Annotated in this window: 13 protein-coding genes; 7 read left to right on the top strand and 6 right to left on the bottom strand. The window is 67.7% G+C overall.

Annotated elements, in window-relative coordinates:
- Window positions 1-28: 28 nt before the first annotated feature.
- The 4 genes from AC1DCZ_RS05055 to AC1DCZ_RS05040 form a co-directional block, all read right to left on the bottom strand.
- Complete coding sequence (locus tag AC1DCZ_RS05055; RefSeq protein WP_476973638.1) at window positions 29-997, bottom strand: NUDIX hydrolase; 969 nt, start codon at window positions 995-997, stop codon at window positions 29-31.
- Between the two features lie 23 nt (window positions 998-1020).
- The gene (locus AC1DCZ_RS05050; RefSeq protein ID WP_476973616.1) at window positions 1021-3270 is read right to left on the bottom strand and encodes an RNA degradosome polyphosphate kinase; all 2250 of its coding nucleotides are present in this window, start codon (window positions 3268-3270) and stop codon (window positions 1021-1023) included.
- A gap of 103 nt (window positions 3271-3373) precedes the next feature.
- Window positions 3374-4345, bottom strand: a complete 972-nt coding sequence (gene mshD, locus AC1DCZ_RS05045) for a mycothiol synthase (RefSeq protein WP_476973615.1) — start codon at window positions 4343-4345, stop codon at window positions 3374-3376.
- Between the two features lie 264 nt (window positions 4346-4609).
- Complete coding sequence (locus tag AC1DCZ_RS05040; RefSeq protein ID WP_476893998.1) at window positions 4610-5308, bottom strand: winged helix-turn-helix transcriptional regulator; 699 nt, start codon at window positions 5306-5308, stop codon at window positions 4610-4612.
- A 350-nt stretch (window positions 5309-5658) separates the two neighbouring features.
- Between AC1DCZ_RS05040 and AC1DCZ_RS05035 the strand changes: the two genes are divergently transcribed.
- From AC1DCZ_RS05035 to AC1DCZ_RS05005, 7 genes are all read left to right on the top strand, one after another.
- Complete coding sequence (locus AC1DCZ_RS05035) at window positions 5659-6378, top strand: permease (protein ID WP_476973614.1); 720 nt, start codon at window positions 5659-5661, stop codon at window positions 6376-6378.
- Window positions 6379-6562: 184 nt separating this feature from the next.
- Window positions 6563-7177, top strand: coding sequence for a nitrobindin family protein (locus AC1DCZ_RS05030; RefSeq protein WP_476973613.1), 615 nt, complete (start codon window positions 6563-6565; stop codon window positions 7175-7177).
- A 50-nt stretch (window positions 7178-7227) separates the two neighbouring features.
- Window positions 7228-7962, top strand: a complete 735-nt coding sequence (locus AC1DCZ_RS05025) for a flavodoxin family protein (RefSeq protein WP_476973612.1) — start codon at window positions 7228-7230, stop codon at window positions 7960-7962.
- A 79-nt stretch (window positions 7963-8041) separates the two neighbouring features.
- On the top strand, window positions 8042-9124 hold the full coding sequence (gene ygfZ, locus AC1DCZ_RS05020; RefSeq protein WP_476973611.1) for a CAF17-like 4Fe-4S cluster assembly/insertion protein YgfZ: 1083 nt from the start codon (window positions 8042-8044) through the stop codon (window positions 9122-9124).
- A complete protein-coding gene (locus AC1DCZ_RS05015; protein WP_476973610.1) occupies window positions 9121-9525 on the top strand; it encodes an ankyrin repeat domain-containing protein in 405 nt (134 codons plus the stop codon). Before ygfZ ends, AC1DCZ_RS05015 begins: the two co-directional genes overlap by 4 nt.
- 144 nt (window positions 9526-9669) lie before the next feature.
- Window positions 9670-10233 carry a PadR family transcriptional regulator gene (locus AC1DCZ_RS05010; protein ID WP_476973637.1) on the top strand — a complete coding sequence of 188 codons (564 nt, stop codon included), beginning with the start codon at window positions 9670-9672 and terminating at the stop codon, window positions 10231-10233.
- An 82-nt stretch (window positions 10234-10315) separates the two neighbouring features.
- Window positions 10316-11848, top strand: a complete 1533-nt coding sequence (locus AC1DCZ_RS05005; RefSeq protein ID WP_476973609.1) for a DHA2 family efflux MFS transporter permease subunit — start codon at window positions 10316-10318, stop codon at window positions 11846-11848.
- A 25-nt stretch (window positions 11849-11873) separates the two neighbouring features.
- Here AC1DCZ_RS05005 and AC1DCZ_RS05000 read toward each other — a convergent pair whose 3' ends face one another.
- On the bottom strand, window positions 11874-12584 hold the full coding sequence (locus AC1DCZ_RS05000) for an N-acetyltransferase family protein (RefSeq protein WP_476973608.1): 711 nt from the start codon (window positions 12582-12584) through the stop codon (window positions 11874-11876).
- A 52-nt stretch (window positions 12585-12636) separates the two neighbouring features.
- Entirely contained in the window at window positions 12637-13662 is a 1026-nt protein-coding gene (locus AC1DCZ_RS04995; protein WP_476894006.1) for a 6-phosphofructokinase, read from the bottom strand.
- Window positions 13663-13759 lie beyond the last annotated feature (97 nt).

The following is a 13759-nucleotide window of genomic DNA, read 5'->3' as shown; positions in this document are numbered from 1 at the left end:
CTGTGACTGAGGCCGGTCATGACCGGCGTCAGTCGTCGAACGGCCGGAACCTCTCCACGGCAACAACTTTGTTCTTGCTCCCGTGCGCCACATGGCACACGATCATCTCACCCGGCGCCAGGAAAGGGTCCGAGGACGGCAGCAGGGCGCGCAGGCGGGAGCTCATGTGCTTGCCGAGCTGCGCGAAGACGGTCGGCAGGGCAGGGCGGTGGGTGCAGAGGGCCACGGGACGCTGTTTGTCGAAGAGTGCCTCCACGACGGCGGCCGTTTTGTGCGGGCTGCGGGCGTGCCGGTGCTCGGTCAGGGAGTCATGGAGCTTCACCTTGGCGTCCGCGGCCTTGGCGTACGGCGCGATCGTCGCGACGCACCGCAGCCACGGGCTCGTCACGACCCGCGCAGGCTGCCACGTGCGCAGGAGCCGCCCGACGGCTTGCGCCTGCCGCGTCCCGGTTGCCGCGAGCGGGCGGTCGCCCTCGGCCTTGGTCCAGGAGGAGCGCGGCTTGGCCTTGGCATGGCGTACGATCAGCAGCGGCCAGGTTTCCAGTTCCCCGCGGCTGTGCGCCGCGACGAGGTGCTCGAGCGGGCCTACGTCACTGGGGTTGCTCAGCAGGCCGGCAGCCTTCTCCGGCGAACACCACAGGACGCTGTCCACTTCCTTGCCGTCGGGCAGCAGCGCTGCGCCGTCGACGTCGACGGCCCAGTAATGGACGACCTTCAGCCCGGCCGCCACGTGGTAGTGGATGGGCGGAAGCGGGATGCCCAGGGGGGCCTGGAGCCCGATCTCCTCCTGCACCTCCCGGATGGCGCACTCGGGGACGGTCTCGCCCGGGTCGATCTTGCCCTTGGGCCAGGACCAGTCGTCGTACCGCGGACGGTGGATCAGCAGGACCTCAAGCTCGTCCTTGTTGATCCGCCACGGCACGGCCCCCGCCGCCACGACGGCTACGGCTTCGCCGGTGCGGTCGCTCTGGTCGGCGACCAGCGAATCGCTCGTCAAATCGTAAGACACTGCCAGAGCCCCTAACGCAGGCTCGTCGAGCGTTGCCGCGAGCGTGAAGCGAGCAGCCAGGACTGGACGTCGTCGAGGTTCCGGCCGTCCTCCGCCAGGTGATGGCGGATCCAGTCCCCGGAGCTGTCCAGATGCCAGCTGGCCGTCCCCGGGTCCATGTACCGGCGCAGCATGTCCAGGACATAGGTCGTGTCATCGCCGCTCGTGAGCTGAACGAGGGCCTCGACCCGGCGGTCCAGGTTACGGTGCATCATGTCGGCCGAACCGATGTAGACGACCGGGTCGCCCCCGTTGGCGAAGGCAAAGACGCGGGAGTGCTCCAGGAACCGGCCCAGGACGGAACGGACCGTGATGTTCTCGCTAAGGCCCGGGACGCCGGGGCGCAGGGAGCAGATGCCGCGGACGATCACGTCCACCGGCACCCCGGCCTGGGATGCGCGGTAGAGGGAATCGATGATGGCTTCGTCCACCATCGAGTTGACCTTGATCTGGACGCGGGCGGCGATGCCGGCCCTGGCGTTCCGGATCTCGGTTTCAATCCGGTCGATCAGCCCGGACCGGACGGAGCGCGGAGCCACGAGCAGTCTCTTGAAGGTGGACTTCGGCGCATACCCGGAAAGCTGGTTGAAGAGCTTCGAGAGGTCTTCGCCCACCTGCTCGTTGGCCGTCAGCAGGCCCAGGTCTTCGTAGTACCGGGCCGTGCGCGGGTGGTAGTTGCCGGTGCCGATGTGGCAGTAGCGGCGCAACCCGTCCACTTCCTGGCGCACCACGAGGGAGAGCTTGCAGTGGGTCTTGAGGCCCACGATGCCGTAAACCACGTGCACGCCGGCCTGCTCCAGTTTCCGGGCCCAGGAGATGTTGGCCTGCTCATCAAAGCGGGCCTTGATCTCCACGAGCGCCAGGACCTGCTTGCCGGCCTCGGCGGCGTCGATCAGCGCATCGACGATCGGGGAGTCGCCGGAGGTGCGGTACAGGGTCTGCTTGATGGCCTGGACCTTCGGGTCCGCGGCGGCCTGTTCGAGGAAGGCCTGGACAGACGTGGAGAACGAATCGTACGGGTGGTGCAGGAGGATGTCCCGCCGCCGCATGGCGGCGAAGACGTTGGCGGCCTTGGACGTCTCGGACTCGTTGAGGTAGCGCGAGGTGTGCGGGACGTGCTTGGGGTAGTGCAGGTCCGCCCGGTCGATGCCGGCGATCACCGACAGCCCGCGCAGGTCCAGCGGGGCCGGGACGGAGTAGACCTCGGATTCCTCGACGCCGAGTTCGCGGATGAGCAGGGCCCGGATGTTCGGGTTGATGTCGTTGGTGACCTCGAGCCGGACGGGAGGGCCGAAGCGGCGGCGCAGCAGTTCTTTTTCCAGGGCCTGCAGCAGGTTCTCGGCGTCGTCCTCTTCCACTTCGACGTCCTCGTTGCGGGTGACGCGGAACGTGTGGTGCTCCAGGACCTCCATGCCGGCGAAGAGCTGGTCCAGGTGGACGGCGATGACTTCCTCAAGGGCGATGAACCGCGCCACGCGCCCGGGGACGGAACCGGCACGGGGTCCGTCGATCGAGATCAGGCGCGGCAGCTGGTCCGGGACCTTGACGCGGGCGAAGAGCTCCTTGTCGCTGACCGGATTGCGGACCACGACGGCCAGGTTCAGGGACAGCCCGGAAATGTACGGGAAGGGGTGGGCCGGATCCACGGCGAGCGGCGTGAGGATCGGGAAGACCTTCTCGGCAAACATGGCGCTGAGCTGGTCTTTGGCCTGGGAGTCGAGTTCTTCCCAGTGCATGAGGTGGATGTGTTCGTAGGCCAGGGCGGGACGGATCTGTTCTGCGTAGACCCGGGCGTGGCGCTGCTGCAGGCGGTGGGCCGCCTCGCCGATCTGCTCGAGGACCTGCATGGGGCTCAGCCCGGCCGGGGAGGGCACGGCGAGGCCTGTGGCGATCCGGCGCTTGAGCCCGGCGACGCGGACCATGAAGAACTCGTCAAGGTTGGACGCGAAGATGGACAGGAAACTGACCCGCTCCAGCAAGTAGAGGTTGGGGTCTTCGGCCAGCTCCAGGACCCGGGAATTGAACGCCAGCCAGCTCAGCTCCCGGTCCAGGAACCGGTCGGGGCTGATGTCGCCTTCCGGCTCCAGGTTGGGGGCGAATTCGGGGATGTCGATCCGGTCCTGGGTGGCACGTGAGGCCGGCACTTCGGAGGAGCCGAAACGGGCACGCACTGGACGCACCTTGTTGTTAGACGTGGCTGTCGGGGCAGATTCCCGTTGCATGGTCTCTCCTCATTGCTGGCGCGATTAGCTTCAACCTTACAAGCAATCGCCGCGGAGCGAGCCCAGATTTCGACCGCGTCGAAGGGCCCGCGCGCCGGGCGGATTACGGTCCGGCCAGGGGCGCATACATGACGTCGACATCCCAGCGGGTGAAGCCCAGGCGGCGGTACAGCGCTACCGCCGGGACATTGTCCGCGTCCACGTAGAGCATGACGGCGTGGAGTCCGAGGTCCTGCAGGTACTTGATGCCGGCGATTGTCAGGGCTTTGCCCAGTCCGGAGCCCTGCGCTGCGGGGGCAACGCCCACAACGTAGACCTCGCCCATCGCGGGGTGGTCGCCGTGGCGCGGGTGCACCTTCGTCCAGTGGAACCCCAGGATCCGGTCCGAGGCGTCCACTGCCAGCAGGAAGCCCGCAGGATCAAACCACGGCTCGGCCATCCGGGCCTCGAGGTCCGCACGCGTCATGCTGCCCTGCTCCGGGTGATGGGCGAAGGCTGCCTTGTTCGCGGCCAGCCAGGCGTCCTCATCCTGGCCAGGGACGAAGGCCCGGAGCCTCACGCCGTCGGGCACGGCCGCGCCGGGCAGTTGCGCCGCCGCAGTGGTGAGCCGCATCTTCCACAGTTCGCGGACAGGGCCGTAGCCGTAACGCGCGGCGAGGTCTGCCGCGGCTTCATGGTTTCCGTGGGACCACGCCCTCAGGCCGGCGAAGCCCCGGGTGTTCTTGAGTTCGCCAACCAGCCGGTCTGCCACGCCCTGGTTGCGGTAGCTCGGGTGGACGGCGATTTCCAGGACCCCGGTGCCGTCAGGTTCGTCGACCACGACGGCAAAGCCGGCCAGGTCCCGCGCCGTTGCAGGATCGGATTTGTCGTCAGGGGAGTACAGCGCCAGTGTCAGCACCGAATGCGCACCGGCGTCGGCGGCGCGCAGCGTCACGAGGGTCTGCTCGGAGAGCGGGGGATTCCCGTCGGATTCCGCCGCGGCGCTCACGAGGGCGCGGACGTCGCTCAGCAGTTGTTCATCCGCGCTTCCCTTGACGGCAAGGACGGGCCAGTTTTCCGGGTGCGCAGGACTCATGATGCAAGGCTATCAGCGCCCGATTTGATCGTTCCCGGCAGGGGACGTATAGTCGATAACTCATCCGGCGTTGAGCCGGATGTGAGGGGGATCCACCACTGGGGTGGCCTCGATACGTTCGACCCGTATGTCCTCCACTGACAGCATGAATAGAAGGCCCCGGACTCTTGAGTCCGGGGCCTCCTGCGTTCAATGGATGGCAATCAGTGGATGGCGTTCACTAGCCGGTGATCATCAGGCGGTGTCCCCGGATTGGGTCCACGGTCAGGCCTCCGTCAGTTCGTCCTCCGGCTGGCGGACGAGGGTGAGGCGGTAGCCGACGTTGCGGACCGTGCTGATCAGGTTCTCGTGGTCGGCGCCGAGCTTGGCCCGGAGCCGCCGGACGTGGACGTCCACGGTACGGGTGCCGCCGTAGTAGTCGTAACCCCACACTTCGGTCAGGAGTTGCTGGCGGGTGAAGACACGGCCGGGGTGCTGGGCCAGGTACTTCAGCAGTTCGAATTCCTTGAAGGTCAGGTTCAGCGGCGCGCCGTTGACCCGCGCGGTGTAGCTGGCCTCGTCGATCACGACGCCGGCGGCGCGGATCTCTGACGGGGCGTCGTCCTGCTCGGGAACGGCGCGGGCGACGCCGAGGCGGATCCGTGCTTCCACCTCGGCCGGGCCGGCAGACTCCAGCAGGATGTCATCCACGGCCCAGGCGGAGGACACAGCGGCCATGCCGCCCTCGGTCAGGATCAGCATCAACGGGGCGCTCAGGCCGGTGGCCTTGAGCAGTTGGGTCAGGGACCGCGCGCCGACGAGGTCCTTGCGGGCATCCAGCAGAACGATGTCGCAGGGATCGGTCTCGAGCAGGGCCGTGGGTTCGGCCGGAAGGATGTGCACGCGGTGGTTCAGCAGTTCCAAAGCAGGCAGGACGTCCACCGATGATCCGGTGCTGTTCGTCAGTAGCAGGATGTGCGACATGGTTCCTCCAAGGGGTGTCCGCGCATCGTTGGGCGTCTCTGAACCGGGCTTTCACCGGCCGGTACCGGCTCCCCGCCGCGGTCCCGGGCACTGCAAAATACCTTGCAATACGGTGCCGCAGCGTGAAGCCTGGCTAAGTTATGAGTATACCTAAATGCCCCTTCCCGGCCATGGTCCCGTCACCTGCGGCCGGTCCTTTTGCGACATATATCGGTCACATAGGGCAGGATTGATCCGTCGGGGCCCGCAGCCCCGACAAAGTTGCGCCGAGTCGAATTGGGGTCTGCAGTGAGCGAAGGTACGGCCATGACGGATATGTCGACGGCGGGCGGGCAGTGAAGTCCTGGAGCATGGCCGTCATTGGCCTGGCCGGACTCGCCGCCATCGTCGCCGGTGCCTATTCCTCGCCGGGCGTCCTGCTGGCCGTAGCGGCGCTCGCCGCCGTCGGGGTCGGCGTCGGCTGGCCCCACTTCCTCGGCATTCCCGCCAAGAAGACCCTGGCCGCCCTGACCGGCCTGCCCGGAGTAGGGTCCGCCGTGGCCGCCACCTACCTCCCGGCTCCCGGATTCCTTGACTGGACGCCGGCCTTCATGGCCGCCGGTGTCATGGCCGTCTTCGTCATGCAGCTGCTCCGCGGTACCGGGCAGGCCCAGCGCCTCGAATCCACGCTCGGCTCCTGTGCGGGCGTCATGCTGTCCTGCCTGGGGGCGGGCTGGATCGCCTGCGCACGGTTCAATGGCGGCCTGGAGATGTTCCTCGTGGCCGCTATCAGCGCCGCGGTGGCCTTGCTGGCGGGCCTCATTCGCTGGCCGGACCGCGTGGTGGCGCCACTGGGAATCATCGCAGCAGGGCTGGCGGGGCCGTTGGCAGGCCTCGTGTTCTCCGACATCGCCGTCCTTCCGGCCGCCGTGGTCGGTGCCGTGGTGGGTGCCGTGCTCGTCAGTTTCCGCCGCCTGCTCATCCTCCGCGGCGACGAATTGAACTTCCTGGCCGTCCTCGGCATGGGATTGGGACCGGTGTCCGCAGTCGGTTCCCTGGCGTACTTCATAGACAAACTACTCATCTACTAAAGCGTTAGGATGGCATCATGTCCGTACTTGCATTTGAAATCTTCTTCCTTGTTCTTCTCGGCGTTGCCAGCCTTTCCATGGCCTGGTTTGCCGGTTTTGTGGTCTACCGCCTTTTCAAGGGCCAGAAGTAAACGCCTGAAGTTACACACCTGTCCAGACCCCGCAGTTTCCAGAGGTAGTTGCCGTGCCGATTGAAATTCCTACTGATCTGACGCCCGAAATCGTTCCGCTGTCCTGGCTCATTGGTGAGTGGGAGGGCAGCGGCCGGCTTGGGGCGGGGGAAGAGGACTCGGAGCACTTCCTGCAGCGGGTCTCCTTCACCCACAACGGCCTGCCGTACCTTCAGTACCGTGCCGAGAGCTGGCTGACCGACGACGACGGCACGAAGCTGCGTCCGCTGACGGTCGAGACCGGCTTCTGGGCCCTCGAACGCAAACAGCGCGACGAGGACGGCGGCCCGGGCCTGATCCCGGCGGATATCGTTCCGGTCCTGAAGAGCGCCGACGAGGTCGAAGCCCTGCGCAACAAGGACGGCGGCTTCGACATCTCAGTGTCGATCTCCCATCCGGGCGGGATCTCCGAGCTCTACTACGGCCAGATCAAGGGACCGCAGATCCAGCTCAGCACCGACATGGTAATGCGCGGCAGCCACTCCAAGGAGTACACGGCAGCCACCCGGATCTTCGGACTCGTGGACGGGAACCTGCTGTGGCGCTGGGACGTGGCAGCCGGCAAGGGGTCGACGCCGGGCGGCGGCCTGGAGGCGCATGCCTCCGCCATCCTCAAGAAAGTAAGCTGAAGTCCGGTCTCACTGATTTTCCGTTGTCCCAGCGAGCAGGGAGAAACCCAGTGAATGACACAGCGAATGCCACGGCGAAGACTGCCGGATACAGCGACCTCACGGCCGTGTATTTCAACGGCACACTCAAGAAGTCCCCGGAGAGATCCCACACCCAGGGCTTGATCGACGTGAGCCGCCGGATCATGGAGAAGCAGGGCGTCACCACCCGCGTGATCCGGACCGTGGACCACGACATCGCCAGCGGCGTATACCCGGACATGCGCGAGCACGGCTGGGCCAGCGATGAGTGGCCGGAGCTATACCCGGCCGTCCAGGCGGCGGATATCGTGATCGTCGCCGGACCGATCTGGCTGGGCGACAACTCCTCACAGACCAAGAAGCTGATCGAGCGCCTCTACGCCCACTCCGGGCAACTGAACTCCAAAGGGCAGTGGGCGTTCTACCCGAAGGTCGGCGGCTGCCTGATCACCGGCAACGAGGACGGCATCAAGCACTGCGCCATGAACGTCCTCTACAGCCTCCAGCACATCGGCTTCACCATCCCGCCGCAGGCGGACGCCGGCTGGATCGGCGCCGTCGGGCCGGGTCCGAGCTACCTCGACGAAGGCTCCGGAGGTCCGGAAAGCGACTTCACGAACCGCAACACAACCTTCATGACCTGGAACCTGCTGCACCTGGCCCGGGTACTCAAGGACGCCGGGGGGATCCCCGCCTACGGAAACCTCCCGGAGGCCTGGAAGTCCGGAACCCGGTTCGACTTCGAAAACCCGGAATACCGCTGAGCCCGCCCGTCGGACGAAGCGCCGGTGCCCGGGCCTGTCGGGACCGGAATACCCACCGACCCAAGGACGTTCCCCCAGTATGACTACCAAGAGCCCCCTGTTGTCGCGCCCGGGCGCCGTCGAAGCCGCTGGCCCCGATGCCGGCGTCGCCTCCCACTATGGCGAGCCGCTGCGGGAACAGCGCGCGCTGGCTGCCGGCTCCGCCGTCGTCGACCTCTCCTGCCGCGGCGTGGTGACGGTCAGCGGTCCGGACCGCCTCAGCTGGCTCAACACCCTCTCCTCCCAGCAGCTGACCAACCTGGCCCCGGGCCAGTCCACCGAACTGCTGCTGCTCAGCGTCCAGGGCCGGATCGAGTTCGACGCCCGGGTGGTCGACGACGGCGCAGCCACCTGGCTGATCGTCGAGGGAGCCGAGGCCGGCCCCCTCGCCGAATGGCTGAACAAGATGAAGTTCATGCTCCGGGTCGAGATCGCCGATGTCTCGGCGGACTGGGCAGTGCTCGGCTCCACCCGGCGCATCCCGGAGTGGTCTGCGCTGCAGGTCTGGGAGGACCCGTGGCCGCATGTCGGTGTAGGCGGCTACTCCTACGCGGTCGTGGGCGAGGACTCCCACCCCGGCCTGGAGCGGCCGTGGTTCGAGTACCTGGTCCCGGCCGCGGAGCTGGACACAACGGTCGGTGACCGGCCGCTGGCCGGAGCGTTGGCAGCGGAGGCGCTGCGGATCGCGGCCTGGCGTCCCCGGTGGGGTGCGGAAACCGACGACAAGACCATTCCGCACGAACTTGATCTCCTGCGCACGGCCGTGCACCTGGCGAAGGGCTGCTACAAGGGACAGGAAACCGTCGCCCGCGTCCACAACCTGGGCCACCCGCCGCGCCGGCTGGTATTCCTGCAGCTCGACGGCTCGCAGCACACGCTGCCGGCCGTCGGCAGCGAGGTCCGCGCGGGCGAACGGAAGGTCGGCACCGTGACCTCCGTCGCGCAGCATTACGAAATGGGACCGGTGGCCCTCGCTGTCATCAAACGGTCCGTGGCCCCGGAGGAGGTGCTGACCGTCCTCGACGGCGACGAGCCCTACACGGCGGCGCAGGAGCTCATCGTGGCGCCCGACGCCGGCCAGGTTGTGGGGCGCCAGACCGGATTCCTGAGGGGGACCCGGTGACCGCGGACAACGCCGCGGACAGCGCGCCTGATGACGAGACGCTGGCCCTGGCGCACGCACTCTTCCAGGCTGCGCGCGAGGGCAACACGGAACTGTTGGGCAGCTACCTGGCCGCGGGCGCCCCGGCGGCCCTGACCAACGCCGCCGGCGACTCCCTGGTGATGCTGGCCGCCTACCATGGCCACCCGGACACGGTCCGGGTGATCCTGGACCACGGCGGCGACCCTAACGCGGCCAACGACAGGGGCCAGACGCCCCTGGCCGGGGCCGTCTTCAAGGGATACACCGACGTCGCCCGGGAGCTTCTCGATGCGGGCGCCGACCCCGACGGCGGCACTCCCTCCGCACGGGCAGCCGCGCACATGTTTGCCCGGACGGACATCCTCGCGCTCCTGGGCTGAGCGCCGACGGCCGGGCGTCCCGCCGGCCGGCCACGGACCCGCCGCTCCGGCTTGCAGCGCAATACTCCATGTGGAATAGTCGTGGTGGAGTAATCGATGCTAAGTACCGACCTTGAAATACACGCCCACGAAGGACACTGGACCATGGCCCGGGCCACATCCCTGACGCCGCTCGGCGTCGCCGCGCTCTCACTGCTGGTGGAAGAACCAATGCATCCCTACGAGATGTACCAGCTCCTCATGGCCAGGCATGAGGACCGCCTGGTCAAGGTGCGCCCCGGAACCCTGTACCACGCCGTCGGCCGCCTTGAAGAGCACGGCCTGGTCGACGCCACCGGAACGGACCGGGAAGGCAACCGACCGGAACGCACCACGTACACCATCTCGGCCGCCGGCCGGGAAGCGCTCACGCAGCGGCTGCAGGACATGCTAGCCAATCCCTCGAACGAGTACCCGTCCTTCCCGCTCGCCGTCGCCGAAGCCTATAACCTCCCGGCCGACGTCGTCGTCGAACTCCTGGACCGGCGGCTCCAGAGCCTGCAGGACCAGCTCGACTTCCTGGCCTCGGCGGAGGAGCTGGTCCGCGGGAAGGGCGTGGAACGGAAGTACTGGATCGACGTCCAGTACCAGCAGGCCATGCTGCGTTGCGAGATCGGCTGGATCCGCAGCCTCCAGGACCAGCTCGGGTCGGGGGAACTGTCGTGGTAGCCGCCGTTGAGCCGCAGGCAATGACAAAGCCACCATCCCCTTGCACCCCATCAAGCACCCCATCAGCACCCTAAGGAACCCCATGGAAAACGTAGCCCGGCCGTGGCCGGCCCTCTGGTCCCTGGTGATCGGCTTCTTTATGATCCTGATCGACACCACCATCGTCTCGGTGGCCAATCCGCGCATTATGGAAGGCCTGCACGCTGACATCAACTCGGTGATCTGGGTAACCAGCGCCTACCTTCTGGCCTACGCCGTCCCGCTGCTGATCACCGGCAGGCTCGGCGACCGCTTCGGCCCGAAGAAGCTCTACCTGTCCGGCCTGGTGGTCTTCACCGCGGCCTCGCTCTGGTGCGGGCTCTCCGGGGACGTCCAGACCCTCATCGAGGCCCGCGTGCTGCAGGGCCTCGGCGCGGCCATGATGACTCCGCAGACCATGGCTGTCATCACGCGCATCTTCCCGCCGGACCGTCGCGGAGCGGCCATGGGCATCTGGGGCGCCACGGCCGGCGTCGCCACGCTGGTGGGCCCGATCCTGGGCGGTGTCCTCGTGGACGGGCTCGGCTGGGAATGGATCTTCTTCATCAACATTCCCGTCGGCATCGCAGGCTTCATCCTGGCCCTGCGTTTCGTTCCGGCACTGAGCACCCACCCGCACAAGTTCGACATCCCGGGGGTGCTGCTCAGCGCCGTCGGGCTGTTCCTCGTGGTGTTCGGCATCCAGGAGGGCGAGACGTACAACTGGGGGACCATCACCGGGCCCATCACGGTGTGGGGACTCATCATCGCCGGCATCGTGGTCCTGGTTGCATTCGTCGTATGGCAGCGGGTCAACAAGGGCGAACCGCTCCTGCCGCTCTCGCTCTTCAAGGACCGGAACTTTTCCCTGGCCAACATCGGCATCACCACGGTCGGCTTCACGGTGACAGCCTTCAGCCTGCCGCTGATCTTCTACTACCAGATTGTCCGCGGCCTGACCCCCACCCAGTCAGCGCTCATGATGGTCCCGATGGCGTTGATCTCAGGAGGCCTGGCGCCGGTTGTCGGACGGATCATTGACCGGGTCAACCCGAAGTACATCACGGCGGCCGGCCTGGTCCTGATGTCGGTGGCGCTGTTCTGGAACTCCTCGCTCATGCACCCGGACACGCCGATCTGGCTGTTCCTCCTGCCCAGTGCCGTGCTGGGGTTCGCGAACGCAGGCATCTGGGCCCCGCTGAGCTCCACGGCCACCCGCAACCTGCCGCCGCGGCAGGCGGGCGCCGGCTCGGGCGTCTACAACACCACGCGGCAGATCGGCGCGGTCCTCGGCAGCGCGGCCATTGCCGTCCTCATCCAGTCGCGGCTCGCGGCGGAGCTTCCGGCGGCGCCGGGCGGGTCCGGCAAGGCCAGCCCCATGGCCTTCGGCGGCACACTGCCCGAGGCGCTGCACGAGGGGTTCTCGACGGCGATGGGCCAGTCCATCATGCTGCCCGCGGCGGTGATACTGCTTGGCGCAGCCGTGGCGCTGTTCTTCGCCAAACCCAAGGCCCTCCAGGGCTGGGGAACCCCGGGCACGGTTCCGGCGGCTGCGGAACCCTCAAGCGCCGAGCCGGCCGCGGCAGAACCCAGCTAGAGGCCGGCCCCGGCCGGCATCCGGATCAGCCCAGCAGCACGCTGGTCTGGATGCCGCCGGCGGTGAAGCCCAGACTCCGGGCCAGGGCCAGCGATCCTTTGTTGCTGACGTCGGAGCGCCACTGCAGCGTCAGGCCCGAGGCCAGGGCCTCGTGGGCCGCTATGGAAGCCGCCAGCGTGCCGACGCCGAGGCGCCGCCACTCCGGAGCCACCAGTACCCCGAGCTCCGCCAGGAAGCCCTCCCACTCGGTGTAGGCGCCGCAGGCCACCGGCGTCCGGCGCCCGTCTTCGCTGTGCATGATGGTGAAGCGGTGCTCGAGGTCCGCGAGGCCGACCTCGTTGACATCGTCCGGCGGACACAGCGCTTCGAGTTCGATCGCTTCCGGGTTGCCGTGCGAGACAGTCAGCTCCTCGGAGGGCTGCTGCAAGGGCAGCTCGTCGGCGAAGAACAGCGCGGCGGCGCCCAGCCCGTGGCCGCCGTGCCCGCGGGTGATAGTCATCAGCGTGACGTGCTGCGCCAGCTCCTCGTCCGAGTACCCGGCGGCCCCGTCGATGGCCCACTGCGGCCCGACCAGGGCGGAGCTGCCAAACAGGCGGACGAACTGCAGGGAGCGGGCTGCTTCATCGGCCCGGGTGAGGCGGCGGCCCGCGGCGGCGGCGAAAGCGCCGTCGTCGAGTCCCAGCCGGCGTGCCCACGCGAGCTGGATGATTTCAGCGGAACCGGGCGCAAGAGTCATGCCTCAACCCTACCCAGCCGCGGCCGGTGGATGCCCCGCCGCCGGGGGACGCCTAGCCGAAGAGGACCGCGGCCTCGTCGTAGCGGCCCTGCGGCACGGACTTGATGTTCCCCAGTGCGGCGTCGAAGCCGACGTGGACGATGTCGGTGCCGTTCAGGGACACCATGGTGCCCCAGCGCTGCTCCACCACGGAATCGATTGCGGCCATGCCGAGGCGGGTGGCCAGGACCCTGTCGAAGGCCGTGGGGACACCGCCGCGCTGGATGTGCCCCAGCACCGTGGCCCGGGTCTCGATGCCGGTCCGGGCCTCCAGTTCGGGGGCCAGCAGTTCGGCGATGCCGCCCAGGCGCGGCCGGCCGAAAGTGTCCAGGCCGCGCTCGGAGTGCGGAGACTCCTGGCCTTCGGGGACGAAACCCTCCGCGACGACGACCAGAGGCGCGCGGCCGCGGTCACGGGCCGAGACGACCCACTCCGTGATCTGTTCCATCGAGGCTTTCTGCTCGGGGATCAGGATGGCGTGGGCGCCGGAGGCCATGCCGGCGTGCAGCGCGATCCAGCCGACGTGGCGGCCCATCACTTCGGCGATCATGGTCCGGTGGTGGGATTCCCCGGTGGTGCGCAGACGGTCGATTGCCTCGGTGGCGATCTCCACGGCGGTATCGAAGCCGAACGTGTAGTCGGTGGCGTCGAGGTCGTTGTCGACGGTCTTGGGGACGCCCACGATCTTCAGGCCGGCATCGGTCAGGCGCTTCGCGGCGGCGAGGGTGCCTTCGCCGCCGATGGCGATGATGGCGTCGATGCCGAGCCGGTCCATGTTTGCCTTGATGACCTCGGGGCCGCCGTTGTTCTCGAACGGGTTGGTCCGGGAGGTGCCGAGGATGGTCCCGCCCTGCTTCGCGATGCCGCGCACCAGGGCGCGCGGAATGTCGATGATGTCGCCCTCGACCACGCCGCGCCAGCCGTCCAGGAACCCCACGAATTCGTGGCCGTGCACGGCGATGCCCTTCAGGACGGCGCCGCGGATCACGGCGTTCAGTCCGGGGCAGTCTCCGCCGCTGGTGAGGATTCCAATTTTCATGTCTCGGCTCAAATCCTGGTTCGAAGGTATACAGGCAGAGCGCCACGCTGAGCTCACCTAGAGTCTAGTGGCGCATGTGGGCCGGGACACAAACGGT

This window comes from Arthrobacter sp. 10N418, assembly GCF_056394725.1.
The sequence above is the reverse complement of the archived record's forward strand: the minus strand, read 5'-3'. Positions and strand labels throughout refer to the sequence as shown.

Bases quoted from the DNA above. Each gene is read 5' to 3' on its own strand.
- AC1DCZ_RS05050 (WP_476973616.1), bottom strand. From the start codon at position 3,270: ATGCAACGGGAATCTGCCCCGACAGCCACGTCTAACAACAAGGTGCGT.
- mshD (WP_476973615.1), bottom strand. From the start codon at position 4,345: ATGAGTCCTGCGCACCCGGAAAACTGGCCCGTCCTTGCCGTCAAGGGA.
- AC1DCZ_RS05040 (WP_476893998.1), bottom strand. From the start codon at position 5,308: ATGTCGCACATCCTGCTACTGACGAACAGCACCGGATCATCGGTGGAC.
- AC1DCZ_RS05035 (WP_476973614.1), top strand. From the start codon at position 5,659: ATGGCCGTCATTGGCCTGGCCGGACTCGCCGCCATCGTCGCCGGTGCC.
- ygfZ (WP_476973611.1), top strand. From the start codon at position 8,042: ATGACTACCAAGAGCCCCCTGTTGTCGCGCCCGGGCGCCGTCGAAGCC.
- AC1DCZ_RS05010 (WP_476973637.1), top strand. From the start codon at position 9,670: ATGGCCCGGGCCACATCCCTGACGCCGCTCGGCGTCGCCGCGCTCTCA.
- AC1DCZ_RS05005 (WP_476973609.1), top strand. From the start codon at position 10,316: ATGGAAAACGTAGCCCGGCCGTGGCCGGCCCTCTGGTCCCTGGTGATC.
- AC1DCZ_RS05000 (WP_476973608.1), bottom strand. From the start codon at position 12,584: ATGACTCTTGCGCCCGGTTCCGCTGAAATCATCCAGCTCGCGTGGGCA.
- AC1DCZ_RS04995 (WP_476894006.1), bottom strand. From the start codon at position 13,662: ATGAAAATTGGAATCCTCACCAGCGGCGGAGACTGCCCCGGACTGAAC.